Source organism: Thalassospira sp. HF15, from assembly GCF_011806525.1.
Classification (GTDB): Bacteria; Pseudomonadota; Alphaproteobacteria; order Rhodospirillales; family Thalassospiraceae; genus Thalassospira.
Genome location: NZ_JAAVKI010000004.1, coordinates 454,699 through 480,503 on the forward strand (window position 1 = coordinate 454,699; position 25,805 = coordinate 480,503).

Annotated in this window: 22 protein-coding genes; 8 read left to right on the forward strand and 14 right to left on the reverse strand. The window is 55.6% G+C overall.

Features of this window, described 5'->3' with window-relative positions; all coding sequences use genetic code 11:
• Positions 1–108: 108 nt before the first annotated feature.
• Positions 109–1,323, forward strand: a complete 1,215-nt coding sequence (gene zigA / locus HED22_RS11580) for a zinc metallochaperone GTPase ZigA (RefSeq protein WP_167722261.1) — start codon at positions 109–111, stop codon at positions 1,321–1,323.
• Positions 1,324–1,410: 87 nt separating this feature from the next.
• Here the strand turns inward: zigA and HED22_RS11585 are convergent, their stop codons facing one another.
• Both HED22_RS11585 and HED22_RS11590 read right to left on the reverse strand, forming a co-directional pair.
• A complete protein-coding gene (locus HED22_RS11585; RefSeq protein WP_167722263.1) occupies positions 1,411–2,250 on the reverse strand; it encodes a DUF3750 domain-containing protein in 840 nt (279 codons plus the stop codon).
• 158 nt (positions 2,251–2,408) lie between these two features.
• Positions 2,409–3,242 (reverse strand): helix-turn-helix domain-containing protein, encoded by an 834-nt coding sequence (locus tag HED22_RS11590; protein ID WP_254869974.1) that lies wholly within the window; start codon positions 3,240–3,242, stop codon positions 2,409–2,411.
• A 533-nt stretch (positions 3,243–3,775) separates the two neighbouring features.
• Here HED22_RS11590 and HED22_RS11595 point away from each other — a divergent pair.
• Complete coding sequence (locus HED22_RS11595; protein ID WP_167722267.1) at positions 3,776–5,233, forward strand: aldehyde dehydrogenase; 1,458 nt, start codon at positions 3,776–3,778, stop codon at positions 5,231–5,233.
• Positions 5,234–5,408: 175 nt separating this feature from the next.
• Here HED22_RS11595 and HED22_RS11600 read toward each other — a convergent pair whose 3' ends face one another.
• The 7 genes from HED22_RS11600 to HED22_RS11630 all read right to left on the reverse strand — a co-directional run bounded on the left by HED22_RS11600 (position 5,409) and on the right by HED22_RS11630 (position 13,473).
• The gene (locus tag HED22_RS11600; protein WP_167722269.1) at positions 5,409–5,882 is read right to left on the reverse strand and encodes a YaiI/YqxD family protein; all 474 of its coding nucleotides are present in this window, start codon (positions 5,880–5,882) and stop codon (positions 5,409–5,411) included.
• Positions 5,883–5,923: 41 nt separating this feature from the next.
• The gene (locus tag HED22_RS11605; RefSeq protein WP_167722271.1) at positions 5,924–7,165 is read right to left on the reverse strand and encodes an MFS transporter; all 1,242 of its coding nucleotides are present in this window, start codon (positions 7,163–7,165) and stop codon (positions 5,924–5,926) included.
• A gap of 202 nt (positions 7,166–7,367) precedes the next feature.
• Positions 7,368–7,577, reverse strand: coding sequence for a cold-shock protein (locus tag HED22_RS11610; RefSeq protein ID WP_008892034.1), 210 nt, complete (start codon positions 7,575–7,577; stop codon positions 7,368–7,370).
• A 78-nt stretch (positions 7,578–7,655) separates the two neighbouring features.
• A complete protein-coding gene (locus HED22_RS11615) occupies positions 7,656–9,437 on the reverse strand; it encodes a DEAD/DEAH box helicase (RefSeq protein WP_167722273.1) in 1,782 nt (593 codons plus the stop codon).
• Positions 9,438–10,342: 905 nt separating this feature from the next.
• Complete coding sequence (locus HED22_RS11620; protein ID WP_167722276.1) at positions 10,343–11,554, reverse strand: YeeE/YedE family protein; 1,212 nt, start codon at positions 11,552–11,554, stop codon at positions 10,343–10,345.
• A 94-nt stretch (positions 11,555–11,648) separates the two neighbouring features.
• Entirely contained in the window at positions 11,649–12,584 is a 936-nt protein-coding gene (locus HED22_RS11625; protein ID WP_167722278.1) for a sulfurtransferase, read from the reverse strand.
• A 154-nt stretch (positions 12,585–12,738) separates the two neighbouring features.
• A complete protein-coding gene (locus HED22_RS11630) occupies positions 12,739–13,473 on the reverse strand; it encodes a TetR/AcrR family transcriptional regulator (RefSeq protein WP_167722280.1) in 735 nt (244 codons plus the stop codon).
• A gap of 211 nt (positions 13,474–13,684) precedes the next feature.
• Here HED22_RS11630 and HED22_RS11635 point away from each other — a divergent pair, with 211 nt between their 5' ends.
• Together HED22_RS11635 and argE are read left to right on the forward strand one after the other, a co-directional pair.
• A complete protein-coding gene (locus HED22_RS11635) occupies positions 13,685–14,452 on the forward strand; it encodes an NAD kinase (protein WP_167722282.1) in 768 nt (255 codons plus the stop codon).
• Complete coding sequence (gene argE, locus HED22_RS11640) at positions 14,449–15,627, forward strand: acetylornithine deacetylase (RefSeq protein ID WP_167722285.1); 1,179 nt, start codon at positions 14,449–14,451, stop codon at positions 15,625–15,627. The genes HED22_RS11635 and argE overlap by 4 nt, the downstream gene beginning before the upstream one ends.
• Before the next feature lie 46 nt (positions 15,628–15,673).
• Here the strand turns inward: argE and HED22_RS11645 are convergent, their stop codons facing one another.
• On the reverse strand, positions 15,674–16,228 hold the full coding sequence (locus tag HED22_RS11645; protein ID WP_167722286.1) for a TetR/AcrR family transcriptional regulator: 555 nt from the start codon (positions 16,226–16,228) through the stop codon (positions 15,674–15,676).
• Between the two features lie 194 nt (positions 16,229–16,422).
• Between HED22_RS11645 and HED22_RS11650 the strand changes: the two genes are divergently transcribed.
• Complete coding sequence (locus HED22_RS11650) at positions 16,423–17,160, forward strand: hypothetical protein (protein ID WP_167722288.1); 738 nt, start codon at positions 16,423–16,425, stop codon at positions 17,158–17,160.
• Between the two features lie 103 nt (positions 17,161–17,263).
• Here HED22_RS11650 and HED22_RS11655 read toward each other — a convergent pair whose 3' ends face one another.
• The 4 genes from HED22_RS11655 to HED22_RS11670 are packed head-to-tail and all read right to left on the reverse strand — an operon-like array spanning position 17,264 to position 22,321.
• On the reverse strand, positions 17,264–17,815 hold the full coding sequence (locus tag HED22_RS11655; protein WP_167722290.1) for a sarcosine oxidase subunit gamma: 552 nt from the start codon (positions 17,813–17,815) through the stop codon (positions 17,264–17,266).
• Entirely contained in the window at positions 17,808–20,783 is a 2,976-nt protein-coding gene (locus HED22_RS11660; RefSeq protein WP_167722292.1) for a sarcosine oxidase subunit alpha family protein, read from the reverse strand. Before HED22_RS11660 ends, HED22_RS11655 begins: the two co-directional genes overlap by 8 nt.
• Positions 20,780–21,058 (reverse strand): sarcosine oxidase subunit delta, encoded by a 279-nt coding sequence (locus HED22_RS11665; protein ID WP_167722295.1) that lies wholly within the window; start codon positions 21,056–21,058, stop codon positions 20,780–20,782. Before HED22_RS11665 ends, HED22_RS11660 begins: the two co-directional genes overlap by 4 nt.
• Positions 21,059–21,070: 12 nt before the next feature.
• Positions 21,071–22,321, reverse strand: a complete 1,251-nt coding sequence (locus HED22_RS11670) for a sarcosine oxidase subunit beta family protein (RefSeq protein WP_167722297.1) — start codon at positions 22,319–22,321, stop codon at positions 21,071–21,073.
• A gap of 406 nt (positions 22,322–22,727) precedes the next feature.
• Here HED22_RS11670 and HED22_RS11675 point away from each other — a divergent pair, with 406 nt between their 5' ends.
• The 3 genes from HED22_RS11675 to HED22_RS11685 all read left to right on the forward strand — a co-directional run bounded on the left by HED22_RS11675 (position 22,728) and on the right by HED22_RS11685 (position 25,577).
• Entirely contained in the window at positions 22,728–23,738 is a 1,011-nt protein-coding gene (locus HED22_RS11675) for a GlxA family transcriptional regulator (RefSeq protein ID WP_217701881.1), read from the forward strand.
• Positions 23,739–24,028: 290 nt separating this feature from the next.
• Positions 24,029–25,375 (forward strand): ammonium transporter, encoded by a 1,347-nt coding sequence (locus HED22_RS11680; RefSeq protein ID WP_167722300.1) that lies wholly within the window; start codon positions 24,029–24,031, stop codon positions 25,373–25,375.
• Positions 25,376–25,412: 37 nt separating this feature from the next.
• Positions 25,413–25,577 (forward strand): hypothetical protein, encoded by a 165-nt coding sequence (locus tag HED22_RS11685; RefSeq protein ID WP_167722302.1) that lies wholly within the window; start codon positions 25,413–25,415, stop codon positions 25,575–25,577.
• Positions 25,578–25,805: the final 228 nt, after the last annotated feature.

The window sequence follows — 25,805 nt, forward strand, 5'->3', positions numbered from 1 at the left end:
CACACCTTTTACCGGACAGACGAAATTTTGTTTGCGTTCCTCGTGCCTCATCGATAAATGTTACGTTATAACATAACATTTATCACAGCATCCAACCGAGGACGATTGATGAAACGCCTTCCCGTTACTGTCCTGTCCGGCTTTCTCGGCGCGGGCAAGACCACCCTTCTGAACCATGTCCTGAACAACCGCCGTGGATTGCGGGTCGCCGTGATCGTCAATGACATGAGCGAGGTCAATATCGACGCCGACCTTGTCCGCAATGGTGGATCGGAGCTTTCGCAAACCGACGAAAAACTGGTCGAAATGACCAATGGCTGCATCTGCTGCACGCTGCGCGATGACCTTCTGGCCGAGGTTCGCCGTCTGGCCGAGCAAGGCCGTTTTGATTACCTGCTTATTGAATCGACTGGCATCTCCGAGCCGCTACCCGTTGCGGCCACCTTTGATTTTCGCGATGAAAACGGTCAGTCACTGGGTGATATTGCCAAGCTCGACACCATGGTCACCGTGGTCGATGCCGCGCGGATGATTGCCGATTACAGTTCCACCGACATGCTGACAGACCGGGGCGAAAGCCTGGGTGACGAGGACAATCGCAGCATTGTTGATTTGCTGGTCGATCAGATCGAATTTGCCGACGTCATTGTGATGAACAAGCTTGATCTGATTTCCGATGACGAACGCAAAACCGTCCTTGCGATTATCAAGGCGCTTAATACCGATGCAGAGGTCATTGAAACCAGCAACAGCGTTGTCGTGCCCGAAAAGATCCTGAACACCGGTCGTTTCGATTTTGATCGCGCGCAAAACCATCCCCTATGGGCCAAGGAACTTTACGGTTTTGCCGATCATGTGCCAGAGACCGAGGAATATGGCATCAAGAGCTTTACGTTCCGAACGTCCTTGCCTTTCCACCCCGAACGCTTTCACGCCTTCATCAACAGTGAATGGCCGGGTGTCCTGCGGGCAAAGGGCCATTTCTGGCTGGCCAACCGCCCCAACTGGGTCGGTGAAATCAGTCAGGCCGGTGCGGCGGTCAAGACCGAAGCCCTTGGTACGTGGTGGTGTGCAGTCCCGCGCGAACAATGGCCAGACAATCCGGCATGGCGCGATATGGTCTTGTCGAAATGGGACCCGGTCTTTGCCGACCGGCGACAGGAAATCGTCTTTATCGGTCAGGACATCGACGAGGCCGCCCTGCGCGCACGGCTTTCAGCATGTCTGATTGATGAAGACGATGACACCCTTGCAGTACGTTTTGATCCATCACGTTACGCAAACTTACCAGACCCGTTCCCACGCTGGGGCCGGGCTGCCTGAACCGGCATGGCACACAAACAAAAACGCCACCTTTCAGGGTGGCGTTTTCTTCTTTTAGGCGCTGGATAGTATCTGCGTGCAAGCTTGTTAGCTGCTGGGCTCAAGGCCGGCTTCTGCACTTTCAGCTTGGGCCGCCTTATCGGTTGCGACCTCTTCGGCCGTCACCTGTTCAACGCTATCCATACCCAACCGGCCAATAGATGGCAGACGCAAAGCCGGACGGTTAAAATCAATCCCGAAATTCAGCCCCAGCAGGTTAAGCTCAATCCCCTCTTCCAGACCAAGCGACATGCCAAGAACACCGAGCAAGTTGGCTTGCACGCCCTGCCCGCTGGATGAAAGTCCGACCGGATTAGTGATCGGACGATAATCCTTGCCAATCGCATTGGCCGGCATATCAAGGTTCAGTCCCGGCACTTCACGGCCGATATGGGCGATAAAGGTATTGCTGTTCGGCCCCGGGTAGCTGCGATATTCGCGCGGGAACGGATAGGATTTAATCGCGGCTTCGATCTGGGGGATCAGCTTTTCAGCCGCTTCCCCGCGATGATCGGCCATGAGTTTCGGTTCCGATCCATACCAAAGACCATCCGGGATCGCATAGTTCTGGCGCACCACATTGCCACTGCCCCAGCCAACCACGTCATAGCGGGTATAGCGGGTTTCGCCAGCGCGCTTGTAAATGATCCACGGATGCACTGCGAAATAGCTGCGCCAGCCAAACGTATCAGCCGCCATCACCATGACAATCGCCTGGTCGCGGTTGGCTTCTGCATCCGGTGCGACACCCGATGAATGGCGCGGCGCATTGCGCCACGTATAGCGTTCCTTGGCTTTTTCACCGGGCGGATCTTCTGCCAGGCTGATGCCAAATGGCAGGACAAGGACGGCCAACAGGCCAAGTATAAAGGTTTTGCCTTTGGGCACGGCTTGATCCAATCACGTTCTGCATTGCAGTATTGGTACGCTTAAAGCAAAGAAGTAGGATCAAAAAAAGGCAATGCAATCTTCTATCTTCACGGGAAGATGACGAAACCCGACCTATAGCAACCAGGTGCATGTCATCTTCCAGCGCCAGTTAGCGTCTAAGGCCAGGCCGCAAAGGTATCGTCACGCACCCGCTCGAGCGCACGTCGCATTCGGCGATAGGCACCCGGCGCCTCACCCATATAGCGTTTGAAAAAACGACTGAAATAGGCCGGGTCGCGAAAACCAAGACCATAAGCGATCTGGGCCACATCCAGCGGTGATTGTTCAAGCCGCATGCAGGCCTCGCGAAGGACACGTTCATGGATAATCGTCAAAGGTGGCTTTCCTGTCGCGCGTAACACTGCCGACCCCAATCGGCGTTCACTGATTCCAAGCGACGCGGCATAATCCGCAACATTCCAGTGTTCACGGAAATGAAGTTCAAGAACCTGCAAGAACCGCTGAAATGTGATCGAGCCCGGACCATGCTTGGTGCGCTGGGTCATGACACCATCGGCAAGACGCAGCACCATGGTCAGAATGATCTGAAGATGCGCGCCAACCACAAGGCTTGCGCCAAGCGCATTTTGCATCAGCTCAGCCCGGATTGCCTCAAAGCTTTGCTCTAGCAATAAGAGATTTCCGCTACCTTGTTGTGGGGTCACGTTATGAACGGTGTCTGCGACAAAGCGCAGAGGAACGCCATTACGGGCGGCACCACTTGCAACACCACTGCCGTCACCACAGTGGCGCGCAACCAGATCCTCGGCCACAGATAACAAATACCCATCACTGCCCGGACTGACGCTGAAACGCTGTGTTTCGCCAAGCGGCAACCAGACAAGTGCCGGTGCCTTGCAAGTGATCGTACCACGCTTGAGCCCGACCTCGGCCTGACCACTTTGCAACAGCACGGCATAACATCGATCACGGCGCCCGGGATCGTTCATTACCCATGCTTGCTCCGACAAGGGATGATCGAACCGATCCATCACTGCCTGCGCTGTCACGGGAATAAGATCCGCGATCGGACTGTCGGCATCTTTGACCGGACCTGAGGATGGAAACGGGTGGCGCGGTCGATCAATCATGCCTTTTTGTCACCCATCTATTCCGAAATAGTTATAGGTATAAATGTACAATTTTTCGTCTTAAAATGTCAATTTGGACGTCTTTACATTGGAACCTTTCCATTGCCTACTGGAAAAAGGTCAAAGAAACCGTCGAAAACGAAAAAAATACAACGAATTCAAACCTGTTATTTTGGAAAACCAAAGAAACAGGAGGGAGGATAACCACCAAGTTTACTTCGCGATGCGACGTTTCTTGGAAAACACACGACTGCATCCTCCCGAAAATATGCAAACCGGGCTCCGGTCCGGATAATCAACCTGCTGGCTGACGCGGATGTTTGCCCTTCTGATCGCAACTTCATCCTGACTTGTCACAGCACAGCAGATAATGAAAGTTCAGGAGAAACGTCATGAACCAGGCCCAGCTTTTGATCAATAACAAGGACGTGGGTGCGTCAAACAACCGCACCTTTGAACGCAAAAACCCGGTCACCGGCGAAGTCGCGACTGTGGCGGCCGCGGCCAATGCCGCAGATGCCTGCAAGGCAGCCGATGCCGCAGCCGCAGCCTTCCCGGAATGGTCGAAAATGGGTCCGGGCGCACGCCGCAAGATCCTGCTTAAGGCAGCTGACATCATGGAAGCCAAGGGCGATCAGTTCGGTCAGCTGGTTCTTGACGAAACCGGAAGCACACGCATGTGGGGTGGCTTCAATGCCCATCTTGCCGCCAACATGCTGCGTGAAGCCGGTGGTATGACCACGCAAATTCAAGGCGATGTCATCCCGTCCGACACCCCGGGCCTGATGGCCATGGGCATTCGCCAGCCGGTTGGCGTTGTTCTGGGCATTGCGCCGTGGAACGCGCCGGTGATCCTTGGCACGCGTGCCATTGCCATGCCGCTGGCATGTGGCAATACCGTGATCCTCAAGGCGTCCGAGCTTTGCCCGGCCCTGCATCGCCTGATCGGCGATTGCCTGGTTGAGGCTGGCGCGCCAGAAGGTGTCGTTAACGTGGTCACCAATGCCCCGGAAGATGCCCCCGAAATCGTTGAAGCCCTGATTGCCCACCCGGCCGTGCGTCGCATCAACTTTACCGGCTCGACCCGTGTTGGGCGCATCATCGCCAAACTGGGTGCCGAGCACCTGAAACCGGTTCTGCTTGAACTGGGCGGCAAGGCACCGTTCCTGGTGCTTGATGACGCCGACCTTGACGAAGCGGTCAATGGTGCAGCCTTTGGCGCCTACATGAACCAGGGCCAGATTTGCATGTCGACCGAACGTCTGATCGTTGACAATGCCGTTGCCGATGACTTCGTTGCCAAATTGGCCGCCAAGGCCAAGACACTGACCGCAGGCGATCCGGCCAAGGCTGAAAACATCCTTGGCGGTGTTGTCAGTGTTGAGGCGGTCAATCGCATCGAAGAACTGGTTGAAGATGCCGTTTCCAAGGGTGCAAAGCTGGTTGCCGGTTCGGGCAAGGCCAAGGACGGCGTTCTGATGGATGCCACCTTGCTTGATCATGTGACCCCGGCGATGAAAATCTATTCCGAGGAAAGCTTTGGCCCGATTTGCGTTGTCATCCGTGCTGGCGATGAAGACGAAGCCGTTCGCATCGCCAATGACAGCGAATATGGTCTGTCCTCGGCGGTCTTCTCAAGCAACATTCCCCGTGCGATGGAAGTTGCCAAACGCATTGAAAGCGGCATTTGCCACATCAACAGCCCGACCGTACAGGACGAAGCCCAGATGCCGTTTGGTGGCGTGAAAGCATCCGGCTATGGCCGTTTCGGTTCACAGGCATCGATTGATGAATTCACCGAAATGCGCTGGATCACGATCCAGAGCGGCAAACGTCACTATCCGTTCTAAGCCGCAAAAGACGATTGGCACGCGCGGAACATCCGCCGGGCCTTTCCGTTATCACAACAGCATACGCAGGGGGGAAGCCTGATTTGTGAGACCTGTTTCCTCATCAAATCAGGACCTGTGTGCGGGCCGTCAGATTTTTCATCTGGCGGCCCGTGTTTTTTCGGGGATGGTTTGATCAACCGCGCAAAACGGCCTGCACCAAAACTTCCAACGCACTTGAAAACTTCGACCGGTCTTTCTGGGTAAAGGCGGCATTGCGCCCCTGTTCGCCGGTGACTTCGCGCATATGGGCCGCGATCTCGCGCCCGGCCAGCGCATTGCCAATATTGGCCTCTGTAAACTCCTGACCGTTGGCTTTCAGGACCCGTGCACCAATTTCAATCCCGCGCGATGCCAGTGGAATATCATTGGTAATGATCACATCACGGGCACGCGCATTCTCGGCAATCCAGTCATCGGCCGCGTCTGGTTCCGGCGGAACAATCACGATGCTGATCAACGGATTACGTGACGGGCGAATGCCACCGTTTGACACCATGATCATCTCGATCCGGTGACGTTCAGCCACACGTTCGCACTCTGCCTTTACCGGGCAGGCATCGGCGTCGACCAGCAAACGCGGTCTGGTATTTTCAGTCTTTTCGTTCATGCCGCGATAATCGTCGGGAAGCGATCAAAGTCAAGAGATCATCATCCCTGCCCAATCGGCTCAGACCTGTTCGCATCACGCATGAACGCCAAAACCGCTGCCCCGACAAAGGCAAACGCGCAAGCCATCAGAACGGTTGTCTGAAAATCAAAGACACTTGCAACCACGCCGGTCAAAAGGTTGCCGATCAGACCGCCAACAAACAACGTGCTGACATAATAGCTTGTCGCGACACCGGGCTGATCGGGGGCGAAATTCTGAACGAATGTCATGCTGATCCCGGCAAAGATGCCGTAATAGATGCCATCAAGTGTCGCAAGTACCAGCACATCAACAAGCGTTGTCGCCTGATAAATCAGGCCAAAGAATATCGCTCCAAGAAGTGCTGCGATCAGCATCCCCTTGCGCTCGCCGACACGCTTGATCAGGGATGCGCAGAAATAGATCACCACCACCTCGACAAAGCACTTCACCGTCAGGGCGAAGCCCGCCGAAGACGCCACAAGTCCGAGTTCGGTCGAGAAATAAAGCGGCATGGCCGAGACAAACACCACATTGGCCGCACCAATGAAAAACACCGGCACGCACGCAGATAGCAGCCCGAAATTAAACGGGACTTTTTCGCCGCTTTTGAGACTGTTGGGATGATGGGTTTTGAACGCCGCCGGGACGATAAGCAAACATGCAGCGAACCAAATGGCGGCAAGTCCGGCAATCGCGTAATAGGTCGGCGCGAAACCGTAGACGCCGTAAAATGACAGCGACGCCGCAGGCCCGACCATCCAGCCAAGCGAGGTCTGCATGCGCAGAAAACCATTGAATTTGACCACATCCCGCCCGGTCTGTTCGGCAAACAGACGGCCGAAACTGTACATGACCGACAGCGCGCCTGATCCAACACCCAGCAGGATTGATACAATGCCCAGATAAACCCAGTAAATCTGAAACAGACCCAGCAATGTCATCCCGGCAGCAAAGCACAAAATGCTGGTGATCAGCAGGAATTTGACGGGTACTGCCCGATCAATCGCGCGGCCAAAACTGCGATTGACGAGAAGCGTCACACATACCTGAACAATCGCCACAAGGCTCAGTTTCCAGGGCGCTTGCCCAAGCCCCTCGACAACATAGAGCCCGGCCAATGGTGCCGCACTTGATGAGGTAAAGGCCCCCATCAGAAGCAAACCCAGGACCAGAAGCGGATAACGATCCAGCAGCCCCATCACCGCCGAACGATGCATAGGTGATTTTGCCTGCACATTTGTTTCGGCATCATGGTTCATGAAGGCGCCCTATCATCTTGATTACAATATCGACAAACGCTTCTAGCGCCTTGTTTTGGAATTGCTAAGCCTTTCAAGGCATTGAACGAAAATGTCACAAAAGCATCATCTGTGAAAGGATATCCAAAACAAAACCCCCACCCGGTTTCCCGGATGGGGGCTTCGTTAATGCGGCGCCCTTCACAAGGAAGGACAAGCCGAATTAGGCGGCGGTCAGGTCATCAGCCGAAACGCGACCCGAACGTGAGTCGGTGCGCAGTTCGTAGTTGATTTTGTCGCCTTCCTGCGGGTGGCCCATGCCAGCGCGTTCTACAGCGCTGATGTGCAGGAATACGTCATTTCCGCCTTCGTCCGGCTGAATGAAACCAAAACCTTTAGTTGCGTTGAACCATTTAACGGTACCAGTTGCCATCTTTAGATCTCCTATCGAGTATTGATTGGCGTTTCGACACACCCCGCGTGGGTGCGCCTATGGGATTTTGAAAAACAATCAGGCACGTTCGCGCCGTGGCTGTTTTCCAGAAGTGTTGGCGCGGCCTGCACCACCCGGCTGCCCGCCGGACTGTGCGCCACGTTGATTGCGATTGCGGTTTACACCGCCGCGCTTGCCTTGCGGTCCGGTATTTCGGGAACCATTGCCCCCATTACCATTCGCGCGGCGTTCCTCGGTGCTGCCCAAAAAGGACAAACCGGAAGAAATTGAATTATCGCCCTTGGGCTGATCCCGACGGTTGCCATTGGAATCAACCTTCTTGGCAGGGCGTTTGCGGCCATCGTTGTGGCTGGCACCATTATCGCTGCCATTGCCACGACCATTCGCCGGTTTGGACTTAAGCCCGCCCTTGTAACGGCTTTTGGATTTTTCCAATGCCGGGTTGGACGGTGCTTTTGCTGCGGTATCATTGCTGGCACTGGCCGAACCTTCGCCGTCACGACGCTGATTTGCCTTGCGGGCGTCATCACGATCACGGCGCGGCGCATTGCCACCCCGTGCATCGCTGCGACCGCCCCGGCCATTGCCACGATTACCGCCTGCACCACCGCGTCCAGCATTGCCGCGCGCCTGACCACCACCGCTGGAACGACGTCCACGGTTGGCTTCACGCGCTTCGGCAGATTCTGCTTCCTGAGCCGCTGCTGCTTTCGCATCACGGCGATCAATCACAGGGATCGACTGACGGGTGGTTTTTTCAATATCACGCAGCAGACCACGTTCTTCTTCGTCACAAAACGCGATCGCGGTTCCGCTTGCGCCACCACGGGCCGTACGGCCGATGCGGTGAACGTAGCTTTCCGGCACGTTCGGAAGCTCGAAGTTTACAACGTGGCTGACGCTGTCGACATCGATACCGCGTGCGGCGATATCGGTTGCGACGAGGACGTTGATCTGACCATCCTTGAAGGCATTCAGGGCGCGCTCACGCTGGTTCTGGCTTTTATTGCCATGAATGGCGGCGGCACTGATTTTGTTGGCTTCAAGATGGCGCGCAACCCGATCCGCCCCGCGTTTGGTGCGGGTAAAGACCAGTGTGCGTTTGAAAACTGGATTATCCAGAAGTTCTGCCAGCAGCTGACGCTTACGCGTGCGTTCAATCAGATAGACTGACTGCTCGACACGTTCCTGGGTGGTGGCAACCGGGGTTACCGACACCTTGACCGGATCAGACAGCATGTCACCTGCCAACTGGCCGATCTGGCCGGGCATGGTGGCAGAGAAGAACAGGTTCTGGCGATCGCGCGGCAGCATCTTGATGATCCGCTTGATCGGCGGCAAGAAGCCGAGATCAAGCATGTGGTCGGCTTCATCGAGCACCACCACTTCAACATGCTTAAGGCTGAGCTTGCCGCTATCGACATGGTCAAGCAAACGACCAGGGGTAGCGACAAGGACCTCGACACCGGGGGTTATGGCCTTGATCTGCGGACCAGGGGCAACACCACCAACGACAACAGTCATGCGGACATTAAGAAAGCGGCCGTACGCACGGAAACTGTCGCCGATCTGGGCGGCAAGTTCACGCGTCGGCGCAAGAACGAGAACACGGCATGCCCCTTTGGGCGTGCGGGTATCGATTTTGGAAAGTCGGTCAAGGATCGGCAAGGCAAACGCTGCCGTCTTGCCGGTACCTGTTTGTGCGATACCAAGCAGGTCCTTGCCGTCAAGAAGTGAGGGGATGGATTGTGCCTGGATCGGGGTCGGCGCGTCATAGCCTTCTTGGGCAAGCGCGCGCAAGACCGGCTCGGCGAGGCCGAGTTCGGAAAACTGGGTCAAATAAGGGTAACTCGTAAATTGGAGGCTGCAGACAGCTGGGACTTCGCCCGGTAAAAAATAGTAATCAGGTCTGCGCCTTGCAGTTCTGGAAGCACCCGCGTAGCTGGATACTTCAATGCGTTCTCAGGTTAATCGCTCAACAGTGGGGGACTTTCATCCCCTCTACGCTTCTGGAGCGATCAAATAACAGCCACACCATGCGCAGAGTTTTATCCCCTTGTCAAACAGCTATTTTTTTTAAGCCCCGCGTTTTACGCACAACGGCACGGCAGATTTGCGCTGCCATGCCGTTGTGACTACAAATGCATGCCGCATTGGGCGCGATCAAAACGCACCGCAAGGGTTCCCCGCGCCGCACGGATTATAGGCTGCGCAAGGATTGCTGGCTGCACACGGGTTGCTTGCCGCTGGCGCACACGGTGATGCAGCACACGGTGACGCGGCACAAGGCGAAGCACCACATGGGTTATACGCAGCATACGGATTCCCTGCCGCACAGGGACTAGCCGCGGCGCACGGATTGGCGCTGCATGGTGCCGCTGCACAGGGATTATAGGCCGCACAAGGATTGGCAACGCACGGGCTTGCCGCACAAGGGTTGTATCCCGCACCACACGGATTTGCACCACAGGGGCTGTAACCAGCTGCGCATGGATTTGCAGCACACGGGTTCGCCGCACATGGATTATATCCAGCGCCACACGGGTTCGCCCCGCATGGATTGGCACCACATGGATTTGCCGCGCACGGGTTCGCACCACAGGGATTACTGCCTGCTGCTGGCAGTTTCACCGGGGCCGGATTGGCGACCGCCGGGATATTTGCCGTGTGGCTATAGTGATCAAGCGCGACGGCGCCGGTTGCTGCAAGGAAGACCGCACCAAACAGAAGTGTGTTTTTCTCGCTCATTTCCGGAAACCATCCATTCCAAAGACAGGGCGCAGCGCGATGCCAACCCAGCTGCCCGCAAAGGCCAGCACAAACCACAACCAGCCATGCACACTGCCTGAGGCAATCCCGCTAAAGAACGCGCCGATGTTGCAGCCAAAGGCCAGACGCGCGCCATAGCCCATCAGAAGCCCGCCGATCGCCGCCGCCACAAGGGATGTGACCGGAACAGAAACCTTGGGCGCAAACTTGCCAGCCAGCGCAGCGGCAAAAGCAGCCCCGATCACAATGCCGAAATTCATCACCGAGGTGTTGTCTTCCAGGACCGAGTTGCCAAGTGCGCGCGCCGGGCCACCCCAGTTCCAGAATTCCCAGGTTTCAACCGGGATGCCGATGACCTGCGCGATCTTTGCCCCCCAAAGGCCAAAGCCAAAGGTGATCGACCATGGATGGCCTGCAATCAGAAGCGTCGCAACATTGAGCCCGGCCAAAAGCAGACCGGTCCAAACCAGCGGCCAAGGGCCGTGGAAAAAACGTGCAATGCCTTCGCGCGGGGCACTTGAAACAACCTCAAGCCCGCCATGGGCACGCTTTTCAACAAGTACGGTCAAAAGCGCCACCAGCGCCAGACCGCCAAAGGTCACCGCAAGGCCGCCCCCGATGCCATATTCGCGACCAAGGCTCATTGGCGGCAAGGATGGCAGTTCCAACCACATCGGCAGATGGGCCGTCCCGATCACGGCACCGATAATAAAGAATGCAAGCGTGATCAGCATCCGCGCACTGCCACCGCCCACGGTAAACAACGTGCCCGAACCACAGCCACCACCAAGCTGCATGCCAAGACCAAACAGAAATGCCCCGATCAGAACCGACATGCCAACAGGTGCCACCGCACCGACAACCGATCCGCCCAACGGACTGCCAAGCGACAGCATCGGTATGAACGCCGCCGCCGCAACCCCGATCATCAGAAGCTGCGCGCGCAAGGCACGGCCGCGCTTTTCAACAGAAAACCGTCGCCAGCCCCCGGTAAACCCAAAGGACGCATGATAAAGCGCAATACCCAGCAACCCGCCAAGGCCGTAAAGAACAGCCTGCTTAAGATCAACCGCCTGTGAAATCGCGATGCCGACAATAACAAACAGGACGGCGGTAATCGCAGCCGGTCCCTTGTCAAAGGTAAAACCAGACGTTCCCGGATTTGCTTTTAAGGTCGTTTCAGACATGGTGAGGCTCAATAACCTGAAATCAGATACTTAAATGAAAACGGAACCGGCTGACCGGTTCCGTCCAAAATGTTCTTATACTGCCTGGAACCGATCAGGAGCCCGGGTTTTCCGGGATCACCATTTCGCGTTTCGGGTCAGCCGCCCATTCGGTCAGGGAGCCATCATACATGGCCGTGTTCTTGTTGCCCATCACTTCGGACAGGCCAAACCATGCAACCGATGCCCAGTGGCCAGTATTGCAATAGGTGATTTCCTTCGCATCCGTCGCAACACCAGCATCGGCAACAAGGTTTTCAATCACGTCAGCTGCAACAAAGGCACCGTCCTGATCGCTGTAGAACCGCGACTGCGGAATGTTTTTCGCACCCGGCACGGCACCCGGACGGGCAACAACACCACTTTTTGCCTGACCGGTAAACTGTGCAACCGGGCGGGCATCAACAAGCTCAATGCCCTCAGCGCGTGCCTTGGCAACATCATCGGCGGTTGCAAGAAGCTCAGGACGGAAATCGGCGTTAAAGGCCACTGCACGTGGTGCAACCGGATCGGTCGAAACGGCTTTGCCTGCGGCAAGCCATGCGCGCTGACCGCCATCAAGGATGGTAACCGCGTCATGCCCCAGAACCTTGAAGGTCCAGTAAACACGGGTGGCCGAACCGAAGTCAGAGCTGTTCTGTCCCGCCGGAACAACAACAACCTGTTTGTCATTGTCGATACCAAGGGCGCCAATGCGTTTGGAAATTACATCAACCGGCGGCAGCATACCAACCACATTGTCGACCTTTGCGCGCCAACCGAATTTGCCATAAGGCGCGTAGACCGCACCTGGAATGTGACCTGCTTCGTACGGGCTGCCACTTTTGGTCAGGGAACGGATATCCACAACCACCAGCGACGGATTATCAAGATTGTCCGCAACCCAGTTGGCATCAACCAACGGCTGTTCGGTAAGACGTTCCGCCTGCGCAGCACTTCCGGCAAAGGCAAAGGTGATCGCCGCAACGGCAGAAAGAATGAGGGAACGCATGGGACTGTCTCCAATGATCAATTCATCACGATTTTGTGCATTATACCTAATTGAACAAAAATAAATGTCAATACGATCATTAATACACTATTTTTTTGTTTTATATAGGCAAAGGAACAGAAGCCCCGCGCTAAGGGTTTACACACAAAGGCTTTCAGGGACGAAGATTGTTCAGATAACGGGCAAATTCGCGCGCAAAAGAATCCTGGGTTTCCAGATTGCGCAAGGCGGGCGGGCGCGTCAGGAACCCGTGCAGGGTGGCAATGATAAATTCGGCGACTGCTGACGGTTCGATATCGGTGCGCACGGTTTTGTTGAACTGGGCCTTGCCGATGTGGGACGCCAACCCGCGCCGCCAGTAACGATAAACACCATCAATACGTTTACGCAGGTTTTCATCAAGCTCCCCTGCACCGGATGCCAGTCGCGCCAACGGGCAACCACCTGCCAGCATATCCGGGGCATTTTCACCACCCAGTCGATCCACCTGCCCCATCAGAACCGGCAGAATATCATCGGCCCCTTCCAGGTCATCAAGCCAGACTTCATCAACATAGCCCGGCAGGCATTCCTCGATCACGGCATTGACCAGCTTGGCTTTGCCCGAAAAGTGGTGATATAGCGCGCCTTTGGTGCAGCCGCTTTGTTCAAGGATATTACTGATTGATGCGCCACCAAAGCCGGACCGGCGGATTTCACCAAAAGCGGCATCAAGCAGCTTCTGACGGGTGGCATCAGGATTACGCACCCTTTTGGCCACCAACGCGGTTTCTGACGACCCTTCCAGTTCCATGCTTTCGCCGACTTCCAACACCTCGTCGTCGGGAATTTCATCCGGACGCGAAATGCGCGAAAGGGCAGCAGAGAAGCTAAAAGGTTCTTTTGTCATAGAGCCGTTCTTTTTTTGATTTGAACCGGGGGTTGGAACCCTTAAGCATCAGGTTCTACTGTTTTTTCCGCGGCGTCAATAATACAGCAGTCCAATCGAAACCTCTGTATAGGGGGATCATCACGCAGCCCCTTGCAATTCAGGTCAAAGCGTACTCTATTGTTCGACCACGCCCTTTCGGGCCGAGCCTCAAACATCCTTTGGATCGCAGATGCAGCTTGATTCCATCGCCTTCGTTGCAGCCGACACCAAGATCGCACAGGATGCGATGTATCGGTTGAAACACAGATACGGTCACATTACGCCCGACAAGGCCGAGGTAATCGTTGCGCTTGGGGGTGACGGGTTCATGCTTGAAACCCTGCACCGTTATATGGGCCGCAAGGTGCCGATCTATGGCATGAACCGCGGCACGGTTGGTTTCCTGATGAACGAATTCCGGGAAATGGATCTGACCGACCGCATTGCCGAGGCGCAGACCGTCGAACTCCATCCCCTGCAGATGGAAGCCCACACCGTTTCAGGCGAAAGCCTGTGTGCGCTGGCAATCAACGAAGTATCGCTTCTGCGTGAAACCCGACAGGCAGCAAAACTTCGCATCAAGGTTGATGGCGTTGAACGCCTTGCCGAACTGGTCTGCGATGGCGCGCTTGTCTGTACCCCTGCCGGAAGCACGGCCTATAACCTGTCGGCACACGGTCCGATCCTGCCGATGGGAAGCGGATTGCTTGCCCTTACACCGATCAGCCCGTTTCGCCCGCGTCGCTGGCGCGGGGCGCTTTTGCCACATGGCGCAGAAGTCGTGTTCAATATCGAGAATCCCGAAAAGCGCCCGGTTTCCGCCGTGGCCGACTATACCGAGGTTCGCGATGTCTCCCATGTGAAAATCCGTGAAGACCGCAGCATGAAAATCAAGCTGCTTTTCGATCCGGAACACAATCTTGAAGAACGCATCCTCAAGGAACAATTCGTCGAATGACCACCGCTGCCCTTGCCCCATCAAAAGACACCGTTGAATGGTGTCGCAAACTGATCCGTCACCAGTCCGTCAGCATGACGCCAAACCTGGCGCTGATTGACGAGGTGAAGGCATTCCTTGACGGGTTGGGCTATGACACACTGGTGGTGCGCGACCCGACAGAAACCAAGGCCAACCTTTATGCCACCATCGGGCCGAACGTGGCGGGCGGCGTGATCCTGTCAGGGCATAGTGACGTGGTCCCGACCGAGGGTCAGGACTGGGCGTCAGATCCCTATGAGATCGATATTCGTGACGACAAGATGTATGGCCGCGGCACGTGTGACATGAAGGGCTTTCTGGCCTGCCTTCTGGCAAAGGCCGAAACCTTCAAGAATGCCGATCTGCGCGTACCGATCCATCTGGCTTTCACCTATGACGAGGAAGTCGGCTGCCTTGGTGTGCCAAGCCTTGTTGAGGCCATCAACAACCTGCCGCACAAACCGGCCATGTGCATCGTTGGCGAACCGACCGAAATGAAGGTCATCACCCAGCACAAGGGCAAGTTTTCCGCCCGCGCGCACTTCACGGGTCGTTCAGGGCATTCGTCACTTCCGGCCGAAGGCGTTAATGCCGTCGAGTTCGCATCCGAGTTCGTTGTCTACTTGCGCAAACTTGGCCGTGAATGTCGAGAGCACGGCCCGCATGATGACGAGTTCGTACCAAACCACACCACCTTCCATACCGGGGTGATCAAGGGCGGTACGCAGCTTAATATCATTCCGCAGAACTGCTTTGTTGATTTCGAGTTCCGCAATCTGCCCAATGATGACCGCGAAGCCCTTAAGGGCAGAATTTACGATTATATCGAAAACACCCTGCAACCCGAAATGCGCGAGATCTATGACGATGTTGGCATCGAGGTTGAAGTCATTTCCGATATGCCGGGCCTTGCCACTGGCGATGACGAGGAAGTCACCAAACTGGTAATGGCCCTGACCGGCGCCAACACCACCGGCAAGGTTAGTTTTGGCACAGAAGCCGGCGCGTTTTCTGCGCTTGGGGATATCCCGACTGTGGTCTGCGGACCGGGCAATATCGAACAGGCCCACAAACCCGACGAGTTCATCGAACTTGATCAGCTGGGGCGCTGCGAAGTGTTCCTCGACAAACTTTTGGGTGTGTTGGTGAAGTAACCGGTCGCACTGCCCCCTAGACCTTGCATCCGTGCCTTATGTGATCTTACGCCCGATCCATTGCCACAACACCGGCATCAAGGATTGATTGGCGCTGATCTGGGTCATCAACAAGACGCGCAAGCGTTACCGTACCAAGAAGCAGAGCAAGTTTTTCGTAACCTTCCTGCTTGTCAGATCCATCCGAGAGAAGCTTTGCAAGCCGATCAACGGTCGCAGCAGCTTCCTGCCTTGCTGCCCCGTCGGAACGGACAAGTTCCGCCCCCAGCGCGGCAAGCGGACACCCAACTCCCCTGTTCTCGACATGCTCCCGGGAAAGATAAGTCGCGACATATTTGTTGCGTGCTTCTTCCGGTGATGCATCGGTATCGGGAACTTCCATAGACCTGACCGATCTGTCGACCGCCTCCAGAAACGCGGCGCTGATCAGTTCATCCTTGTTGGAAAAATGGCGATAGAACCCGCCGTGGGTCATGCCGGCCGCCTCCATGATTTCCGCCACACTTGTTGCCTCGATCCCCTGTTCACGAATGAGCTTGGCGGCCGCATCGAGAATGCGTTTGCGGGATTTCTGTTTTTCCGCCTCGGAAACACGTGGCATGGCGAACTCGCTGATTGAGGATTGACAATTTAGATTTTATATATCATCTAAATTTATAGATGACAATCATCATCTATATTGGTGCGTGATCGTGAACGGGACCGTCCCGGCATTCAGATAAACAGCCGCAACGGTTTCCGACTTCCGAAACAATTCGGTGGCATGCACCGCCACGTAATGGAGTTATCAAAACCATGTCCGGCTTTTATGAGTTCTATGTGCATGCATTTGGTGTTGGCATTCCGCTCCTTGCTATTGCGATTGCCAGCATAGGGGCGGCCCGTGCGTCCTTTTCACCCAACCAGCTCGCTGTATTCATCACTGTTGCTGCGGTTATCTTTGGGGGGTGGTTCGCGGTTGCCCTGCCTTTCACACGATCAGGGATATTCAACGTTCCGGCAGAGCTTGGCGATCCGCCCTATGTCCTGATGTTCCTTTTCGGCGGCGCGTTCCTGATCTGGGCACTTGCCTGGTTGACCCCGCTTGGCAGACGCATGACTGACGCGATCCCACTTGGCGCAATCGCGGCGTTTCAAATTCCACGCATCATGGGTGGCTTGTTTCTGATTGGTTGGGCGGTCGGAGATATCCCGGCACTATTCGCCCTGCCGGCTGGTCTGGGAGACATTCTGGCCGGTATCGCCGGATGGCAGGCAAGTCGTGCTCTTGCCAATGGCGCACCAAATGCCAGGTACCTTTTGGCACGCGCGACTTTCATCGGGATCGTCGACTTCTTCTTTGCCGTCCTGTTCGGAATTATCACATCACCGGGCTTTGCACATCTTTATGCACTCGATGCCCCCAACATCATCAATGACTATCCATTGGCGATGTTCCCGGGCTTCTTCGTTCCGATCTTTCTTGGTTTCCATTTCATCGCGATTTCCCGACTGCGTCAGGAATCCCGCACGTCATCAGAGGCGCTCGCCTGACCCTGATGGATGGCAACAGGCATACCAAAGCTGGGCGGAGCATATGATGCTCCGCCCAATCGTTACTGCTTTGCTACGGTTGGCACCGATAACAAAGCCCATCCTATCCGTGACTGAACTCGGCAGCCATATGCTGCAACTCGTCCCAAAGACTGCCTGCAAAGCTTCGCAGAACAATCAGTTCAAAGCTGTCATCTGCTACACGCGTGATCATGGCGCCGATATGTCCGATCTGGGTCATGGCCGATTGACCAATCGCAAACAGATCCGGCGACAGATCAACCATTGTGCCCTTTGCCAGAACCACGCGCGATGACGGCCCGGACAATTTCATGCGCACCCGCCCGTGCGTCTGGTCCGTCATAACGAATTGGGGGTGCAAGGCTGCTGAAATCTCTGCCAGGCGATCATTCGAAATATCGACACTTCCCACCCAGAACCATTGATTTGGTGAATGGCCACGCACATCTGTGCCAAGCTCCGGGGCAATCTTATTGATTGTCTGCTTCAAGGCCGCTTCATCGCTTTTGGCATCGCCCAGAACATGAACGACAAAGCCACCCTTGACCGGGGAAAGACTGATGGATGCGCCCTTGTTGAACGCCACCTCGTGGGCTGGAAATGCGTAACGGTTTTCTAATGGATAATCACGCATGGAGTTTCTCATTTTCCGGGTCAACAAAGGCAGGATCACACAGGATGCCGTTCACGGTCGTTCCGGCCAGACCATTCCAGATCACAACTTCCTCGCCATGGCGGCTTGGCCCGTTCTTGACCAGTGCCAGGCCAATCGCATGGCCAAGGGTCGGTGAATGACACATCGAGGTGACATAGCCCTGATCATTAGCAAGACTGACCGCGTCGCCGGGATTAAGGATATGCGATCCGGTGGCGAACTTATCAGACGGTGATTTCGGTTTGATTCCGACCAGCGATGGGCGATCCGGATCAACCAGCCCTTCGCGCAGGTTCATCACCCGGCCGATAAAATCATCCTTCTTCACCGAGACCATTTTGCCCATGCCCAGATCAGCCGGTGTAACCGTCCCGTTGATTTCCGCATGGGTGACATGGCCCTTCTCAATCCGCATGACGCCAAGCGCCTCGGTACCATAGGGCGTAATACCGAATTCCTCACCAACAGCCATGATCGCATCGGCTACGCTTTCGCCATATCCGGCAGGTACCGCGACTTCGTAAGCCAACTCGCCCGAGAACGAAATTCTAAACAACCGGCCCTTCAGGCGCCCGCCAAACATCGAAACTTCGCGTGCAGCAAGGAACGGGAAGGCTTCGTTTGAGATGTCCTCATCAATGATCTTGGCAAGCACATCGCGGGATTTTGGTCCGGCAACAGCCATCTGTGCCCATTGATCGGTTGCTGATGCCAGACGGACATCAAGTTCTGGCCACAACACCTGTGCACAGAATTCCAGATGGGTCAGAACCCCGGCGGCAAGCGCCGTTGTCGTCGTCATGAAGTAATGGTTTTCGCCAAGACAACTTGTCGTGCCGTCATCATACACAAAGCCGTCCTCGCGCAGCATGATGCCATAGCGCGCCTTTCCGACAGGCAGTTTCAGGAAGGCATTGCAGTAAACCCGGTTCAGGAACTCTGCCGCATCCGCACCGAAAACCTCGATCTTGCCAAGGGTGGAGACATCGCAGACGCCGACCTTGCTTCTAACCGCTTTGACTTCGCGGTTAACACTGTCACGCCAGAAAGTCTCGCCATCCTTGGGGAACCAGCTTGAACGGTACCAAAGACCGGTTTCAACGAACTTTGCGCCATTGCGTTCCGCCCAGCCATGTAGCGGTGATTTCCGCACCGGCTGGAATTCCATTCCCTTGGAAGCCCCGACCAACGCGCCAAATGACACTGGCGTATAAAACGGGCGGAAGGTTGTCGTGCCGATTTCACCGGGTGAGACACCCTTGTTTTCGGCCAGAATGCCAATGGCATTCACATTCGATGTCTTGCCCTGATCGGTTGCCATGCCGTTGGTGGTATAACGTTTGGCAAGTTCGACATGATCATAACCTTCGCGCATCGCAAGCGTAATGTCAGATGCTGCAACGTCGTTCTGATAATCAACGAAGGCCTTGCCCTTGCTTGATGGAACCGACCAGATTGGCTGGATATGATCGGTTTTCTCGTCACCCTGCTTGATATCCGGAAGCGAAGCGGCTTCGCCCATTACACCAAGTTCGGCAAGCGCGGTCACAGCCGCCGCACCACCGGCGGCGAAGCAGGCCGCAATGCCGGTCTTTCCGGCAACAGCCCCACAGGGCGTCATGCCGTCGGTGCTTTCCGGCGGCATGAAACCGACATGCTCATCAGACCAGACGGGTTTGCCGCCGCGATGGCAGGCCAGATGCACAATCGGGCTATAACCGCCAGACACGGCCAGTGCGTCAACCGCAATCACTTCGTCGCGGCCATCATCATGTCGGACGGTGATGGACTTGATGGCCTTGCGACCAGCGGTATCGCGCACCATTGCCCCGGCAATCATGCGCGCCTTGCCGTCATAACCGGTATTCGGGCAGGTGCGCGGATCAATGATCGCAGCGACATCGATACCGCGCGCTTCCAGATCCATCGCGGTCTGATAGGCCTGATTGTTATTGGCAAACAATGCCACCCGCTTGCCCGGCGCAACGCCATAGGCATTGAGGTATGTGCGCATGGCACCAGCCATCATCACACCCGGGCGATCATTTCCACCAAAGACAATCGGCCGTTCCTCGGCCCCGGTTGCCAGAACAACTTTCCGGGCGACAATCCGCCAAAGCCGTTCCATGGCGCGGTGCGGATTGATTTCATGCTCCGGCAGATGCTTTTGCACGCGTTCGACCGCACCAAACACCTGATCATCATAGGCGGCAAATACCGTGGTGCGTTTTTTGATCTCGACATTGGGAAGGGCGTGCAGTTCGCCAACAATATCTGCAAGCACTGCGTCAGCGGGCTTGCCTCCCAACGGACTGCCTTCGGCGAGGAAACCACCGCCAAGATGTGCGCCTTCATCGGCAATGACTACCCGCGCGCCAGCCCGCCCGGCGGTCAGTGCCGCAGCCAGACCAGCGGGCCCCGCCCCGATCACCAAAAGATCACAATGCGCCCAGCATTTTTCGTAATAGCCGGGATCCGGGTCATAGCTTGCCCGCCCCAAACCGGCGGCCTTACGGATCAGCGGCTCATAGACCTTTTCCCAAAAGGCGGCGGGCCACATGAATGTCTTGTAATAAAACCCGGCACCCAAAAGCGGCCCGAGCACCCCGTTCATGGCGCCAATATCAAAGTTTACATTCGGCCAGCAGTTCTGCGACCTGGCTTCAAGCCCGTCAAACAGCTCGGCCATGGTCGCGCGCGTATTGGGACCACGCCGCCCGTCGCGCCCGATGGTCAAAAGCGCATTGGGCTCCGCTGCCCCTGCCGTCAGGATGCCGCGCGGGCGGTGATATTTGAAACTGCGCCCAACCAGTTGCTTGCCATTGGCCAACAGGCTTGATGCCACCGTATCGCCGCCAAATCCCGTCAGGGCTTCGTCGTTAAAGGTAAAGCGGCGCACATCGTTGCGGTCAATCAGCGTACCGCCATCAATCCGGAAACTGGTCATGCTCCGCCCTCCGATTTCAAGGTGCTTGCATCAACCACCTCAGACGTTTCATGGGTCAAGGTATTGCGGCTTAGAACCAACCAGCGACGACAACCGCCAGAATGATGCCAGTATTCGCGATGTTCGCCGCGCGGGTTGTCACGCAAATAGACATGATCAAACCACGCGGCTTCGTCGGCACCGGCAGCCGGGCGCGGGGTGGCAACTTCGCCGCGGATTGTAAATTCCTCGCGTGGGCGCAGACCGCAGTGAGGACATTTGACAAGACTACTCATTTCCAAATTTCCTCAATGCAGGTTGGCCTGGGCGCCAACGCCCTTTTCATCCAGAAGATAACCGCGCGCAAAGCGATCCATGCGAAATGCGGTTGCGGTTTCATGCGGCGTATCGGTTGCCAGCAAATGGGCAAAGCAATATCCCGATGCCGGGGTCGCCTTGAACCCGCCATAGCACCAGCCGCCATTGAAATAGAGGTTGGATAAATGGGTGCGATCCATGATCGGCGAGCCATCCATGCTCATATCCATAATCCCGCCCCAACTGCGCAGGATCCGTACCCGCGACAATGCCGGGATCATCGCCATGCCGGCCTCGGCAACATGTTCAACGCAGGCAAGGTTTCCGCGCTGGGCGTAGGAATTATAACCTTCGATATCCCCGCCAAACACCAAACCGCCCTTATCGGATTGCGACACATAAAAATGCCCGGCGCCAAAGGTCACCACAGTATCGATGAACGGTTTTAGGCCTTCGGAGACAAAGGCCTGCAGGGCGTGACTTTCAATCGGCAGACGCATATCGACCATTTTGGCGACGTGGCTTGAACTGCCCGCAACGGCCATCGCGAGCTTATTGCACGTGATCGCACCGCGCGTGGTTTGAACCCCGGTAATCTGATCGCCGTCCCGGTCAATGCCGGTCACTTCGCAATTCTGGATGATATCAACGCCGTTCTGATCGGCCCCGCGGGCAAAGCCCCACGCCACCGCGTCATGGCGCACGGTGCCGCCGCGCGCCTGCATCAGGCCGCCCATGATCGGGAAGCGGGCATTTTCATAATCAAGAAACGGCAACTTTTCACGCAACTGGTCCCGGTTCAGAAGGTCCGCATCCACCCCGTGCAGGCGCATGGCATTTCCACGTCGGGTGTATGCATCGCGCTGGGCATCGGAATGAAACAGATTGATCACGCCGCGCTGGGACACCATGGCGTTGAAATTAAAATCCTGCTCGAGCCCCTCCCAAAGTTTCATCGAGAACTCGTAGAAGGGATTGTTGCCTTCCAGCAGGTAGTTGGATCGAATGATTGTCGTGTTACGGCCAATGTTGCCCGATCCGAGATAGCCCTTTTCAAGCACCGCGACATTGCGCACACCAAACACCTTCGAAAGGTAATAGGCGGTTGCCAAACCGTGTCCGCCACCTCCGATGATGATCACATCGTAACGGGGTTTCGGATCCGGATTGCGCCATGCTGGCTTCCAGTTCTTGTTCTTGGAAAACGCATTGCCAAGCAATGACAGGGCTGAATAACGCATCGTCGATCTTTCGCTGTTGCCCACATCGGGTATAGGGGCAGGACCTATTGATTTGATTTGAATGGTTCACCGGATTTGTGCGGATACGCGAAGCAAAACCGCAGGAAGATAACTATCTTTCAAGGCTTTGCGACAAAGTAGCCCGTGCAAATCCGGTGAATCCGAAGGACAGACGTCATATTTGCAAACTCTGGCGTCAAACCCCTTGGCCGGGATACCAGCCCGCCCGGCGGGCTTTTCCTTGGATTTCACAAATATGACGTCTGCCATTCAAACCAAATCAATAGGACCTGACCCTAACAATCTTGACAGAGGCGTAAATTACAGCTTGTCTATTAAAGACATCCAATAACACATATGCGACATTTCACTGTTATTGTCGCGCCAAAGCGGGGCATTGGCCATCATGACATTAGAGACCCAATCGAAGGCCACACCTGCCGCGCCTGTCCGACAGACCGGTAACAAACCGCTCCCGGCCACCCAGCATGTCGGCTTCATGCTGCTGCCCGATTTTGCGTTGATGTCCTATGCCTCGGCGATTGAGCCATTGCGCGCAGCCAACCTTCTGGCTGGCCAGCAGATTTACAAGGTTCTGAACTATTCGGCGGCGGGCGGAAATGTTTTGTCCTCGTCGGGCACCATGGTGCCGACCACCCCGCTTTCACAGGCCCCGACCAACCTGCATACGCTGTTTGTCTGTGCCGGTGGGCATCCGTCGCAATGGCAAGCCCCGGGCATGCTTGGCAATTTGCGCAAACTGGCACGCTGGGGCGTTCGGATGGGCGGCATTTCAAGCGGCGCCTATGTGCTGGCAGCGGCAGGCCTTTTGGGACAGCGCCAATTCACCATCCACTGGGAACATGCCCCGGCCCTGATCGAAGCCTTTCCCGATCTTGAACCCAAGCGCGCCCGCTTTGTCATTGACGGGGATCGCATCACATGCGGCGGCGGGGTGGCACCGCTGGATATGATGCATGCCATGATCGCCGAAAACCTCGGCGCGGCTTTCGCAACCCGAGTGTCGGACTGGTATCTGCATACCCAGGTCGGGAAGTCGGGCGGACCGCAACGTGCATCGCTTGCCGAACGTTATAACGTTCACCATGCGGGATTGCTTCGGGTTATCGAAAAGATGGAAACCACCATCGAAGATCCGAAAACCCGTGACGAAATGGCACGCTTTGCACGGTTGTCGACCCGACAATTGGATCGCCTGTTTGATCAGCATCTGGGCAAGTCGTTTCTGGAAACCTATCGACAGGTGCGGCTTGAACATGCGCGTAAGCTTCTAACGCAAAGTGCGCTGACCATTTCCGAGATTGCCTTTGCGACCGGCTTTTCCAACAGCAGCCATTTTTCGCGCAGCTACAAATCCGTCTACGGCGTCAAGCCAAGCGAAGCACGCGGCCTCTGAACCCGACACATTCCCGAAACCAACCCAACTGCGGGATGCATTCCCGACGCGCGAATTCGACAGAATCGGCACAACTCCGCGAATCTGCATATTTGATATGCAGTAGATTTTCACGTCTAATTTTTACGCAAACTTTTGAGAATTAAATTTAGTAATTATATATCTTATTGATTTTATTATATTTATTGCGTCGCACAATAAAAAACACATTATAACTTGTTCACTATAGGGAATTGATTTTTAATAAAAGGAATGTCCATCGGGGGGCATTATGTGATGGAGAGACTAAAATGGAACAATCCGTACCAGAGTTGATGGCAAGGCTGGACAGCCTTGAAGCATCACTCAGCATGGCAACGACCATCAATTCCGAAGTATTCTATTGGTGGTGTACTGCGCTGATGCTTGCAATTCATGCTGGCTTCCTTGCGTATGAAATGGGTGCATCGCGCGCAAAGAACGCGCTGGCATCCGGCATGAAAAACCTGATCGCGTTCGCATTCCTGATCCCGGCCTTTTACTATATCGGCTGGTGGATCTATCTTGCGTTCCCGACCGGCTTCACCATTACCGAAGGCTCCGAGGCAGGCCTGCCCTGGAGCGAATATATGGGGCCAAACCTGACCGATAACGCGTCAGGCATCTTCTATGCGGCCTTCACGCTGTTTGCAGCAACCACCGCCTCGATCATGTCGGGATCGGTGATCGAACGTATTCGCATTTCCGGCTTTACCATTCTTGCCCTTTTCCTCGGCGCTGTTGTCTGGATCCTTGGTGCGTCCTGGGGCTGGCATCCGGATGGCTGGCTCACCACCGAATGGGGCTTGCATGACGTTGGCGCTGCTGGTTGTGTTCACACCATTGCTGGCTTCTTCACCCTCGGTGTTCTGATCAATCTTGGCCCGCGTATCGGTCGCTTCAATGCTGACGGCTCCGTCAACAACATCGACGGCCACAACATGCCGATGTCGCTGATCGGCCTGATGCTTATCGTTATGGGCTTCTTCGGCTTCCTTGGCGGTTGCATCATCTATACCGGCGACATGTGGACCACGATTTACAACACCCCGGCAACTCTGTCGGCATTCGCATTCAACACCCTGATGGGCGTTGCAGGCGGCATGATCGGTGCGTATCTGGTGACCCGCGATCCGTTCTGGATGATGTCAGGTGCCCTGATCGGTGTGATTTCGTCCGCACCGGCACTTGACCTGTACTATCCGGGCTTTGCCTTCCTGGTCAGCTTCGGCGGCGGTTGCATCATGCCGAAACTCAACGACATCCTCGTCGAGAAATTCAAAATCGACGATGCGGTGGGGGCTGTTGCGGTTCATGGCTTTGGCGGCGTCTGGGGTCTGATCGCGTCCGGTATCTTTGCTTCGGGTTATCCGAACATTGCCGGTCCGGACATCTCCTTTGTCGGTCAGCTTTCAAGCGCAGTTGTCTTCATGATCCTTGGTTTCGCACCGGGCTATGTTCTGTCCTTCGTCCTGAAGGCAGTAGGTCTGCTGCGCGTTTCCGAGGCAGCTGAAGTTGCTGGTCTTGATAAAGCCGAAGTCCCGGCAAGTGCATATCCGGAAAGCTCTGTTCCGGCTGCGTTCACCAACGACCCGACTTCGCCGACCCCGGCTGAGTAAGTTCGTTATTCGACTTTCTAGATAAGGAAACTGAAACATGAACACAGCTCCGATTACCAGTTGGGAAGGTGCAGAAGCTTACTTCACCTTTGCCGACAAACCGGCTCTGCTCGTGGCGATCACGCTTGTTGGTATTGGCGTGTGCGTTTGGACCATCGCTTCGATGGCCATTCACGAGAACAAAGCCTACAAAGACATGTAATCTGATTGATGTGACGCAGCACCATTCTGCCCTAACCCCTTAGGGAGCTGCTTTACTCAACCGACACAGCGAGAGGCCAGTGTCAAAGCTGGCCTCTCTGCCTTTCCAGACAAGACAACAAATAATACGCAAGACCGCTTCAGGTAAGCCTGAACGACGTGTGCACAACGGACAACGGGCCGCAGTCTCATCCTGATTGTCCGGGCCATCAGACTTCCCGCTGCCTTC

Excerpts from the sequence above, each read along its gene's own strand:
- zigA (WP_167722261.1), top strand. The coding sequence starts at position 109 with ATGAAACGCCTTCCCGTTACTGTCCTGTCCGGCTTTCTCGGCGCGGGC.
- HED22_RS11590 (WP_254869974.1), bottom strand. The coding sequence starts at position 3,242 with ATGAACGATCCCGGGCGCCGTGATCGATGTTATGCCGTGCTGTTGCAA.
- HED22_RS11595 (WP_167722267.1), top strand. The coding sequence starts at position 3,776 with ATGAACCAGGCCCAGCTTTTGATCAATAACAAGGACGTGGGTGCGTCA.
- HED22_RS11600 (WP_167722269.1), bottom strand. The coding sequence starts at position 5,882 with ATGAACGAAAAGACTGAAAATACCAGACCGCGTTTGCTGGTCGACGCC.
- HED22_RS11605 (WP_167722271.1), bottom strand. The coding sequence starts at position 7,165 with ATGAACCATGATGCCGAAACAAATGTGCAGGCAAAATCACCTATGCAT.
- HED22_RS11610 (WP_008892034.1), bottom strand. The coding sequence starts at position 7,577 with ATGGCAACTGGTACCGTTAAATGGTTCAACGCAACTAAAGGTTTTGGT.
- HED22_RS11620 (WP_167722276.1), bottom strand. The coding sequence starts at position 11,554 with ATGTCTGAAACGACCTTAAAAGCAAATCCGGGAACGTCTGGTTTTACC.
- HED22_RS11625 (WP_167722278.1), bottom strand. The coding sequence starts at position 12,584 with ATGCGTTCCCTCATTCTTTCTGCCGTTGCGGCGATCACCTTTGCCTTT.
- HED22_RS11630 (WP_167722280.1), bottom strand. The coding sequence starts at position 13,473 with ATGACAAAAGAACCTTTTAGCTTCTCTGCTGCCCTTTCGCGCATTTCG.
- HED22_RS11635 (WP_167722282.1), top strand. The coding sequence starts at position 13,685 with ATGCAGCTTGATTCCATCGCCTTCGTTGCAGCCGACACCAAGATCGCA.
- argE (WP_167722285.1), top strand. The coding sequence starts at position 14,449 with ATGACCACCGCTGCCCTTGCCCCATCAAAAGACACCGTTGAATGGTGT.
- HED22_RS11645 (WP_167722286.1), bottom strand. The coding sequence starts at position 16,228 with ATGCCACGTGTTTCCGAGGCGGAAAAACAGAAATCCCGCAAACGCATT.
- HED22_RS11650 (WP_167722288.1), top strand. The coding sequence starts at position 16,423 with ATGTCCGGCTTTTATGAGTTCTATGTGCATGCATTTGGTGTTGGCATT.
- HED22_RS11655 (WP_167722290.1), bottom strand. The coding sequence starts at position 17,815 with ATGCGTGATTATCCATTAGAAAACCGTTACGCATTTCCAGCCCACGAG.
- HED22_RS11660 (WP_167722292.1), bottom strand. The coding sequence starts at position 20,783 with ATGACCAGTTTCCGGATTGATGGCGGTACGCTGATTGACCGCAACGAT.
- HED22_RS11665 (WP_167722295.1), bottom strand. The coding sequence starts at position 21,058 with ATGAGTAGTCTTGTCAAATGTCCTCACTGCGGTCTGCGCCCACGCGAG.
- HED22_RS11670 (WP_167722297.1), bottom strand. The coding sequence starts at position 22,321 with ATGCGTTATTCAGCCCTGTCATTGCTTGGCAATGCGTTTTCCAAGAAC.
- HED22_RS11675 (WP_217701881.1), top strand. The coding sequence starts at position 22,728 with ATGACATTAGAGACCCAATCGAAGGCCACACCTGCCGCGCCTGTCCGA.
- HED22_RS11680 (WP_167722300.1), top strand. The coding sequence starts at position 24,029 with ATGGAACAATCCGTACCAGAGTTGATGGCAAGGCTGGACAGCCTTGAA.
- HED22_RS11685 (WP_167722302.1), top strand. The coding sequence starts at position 25,413 with ATGAACACAGCTCCGATTACCAGTTGGGAAGGTGCAGAAGCTTACTTC.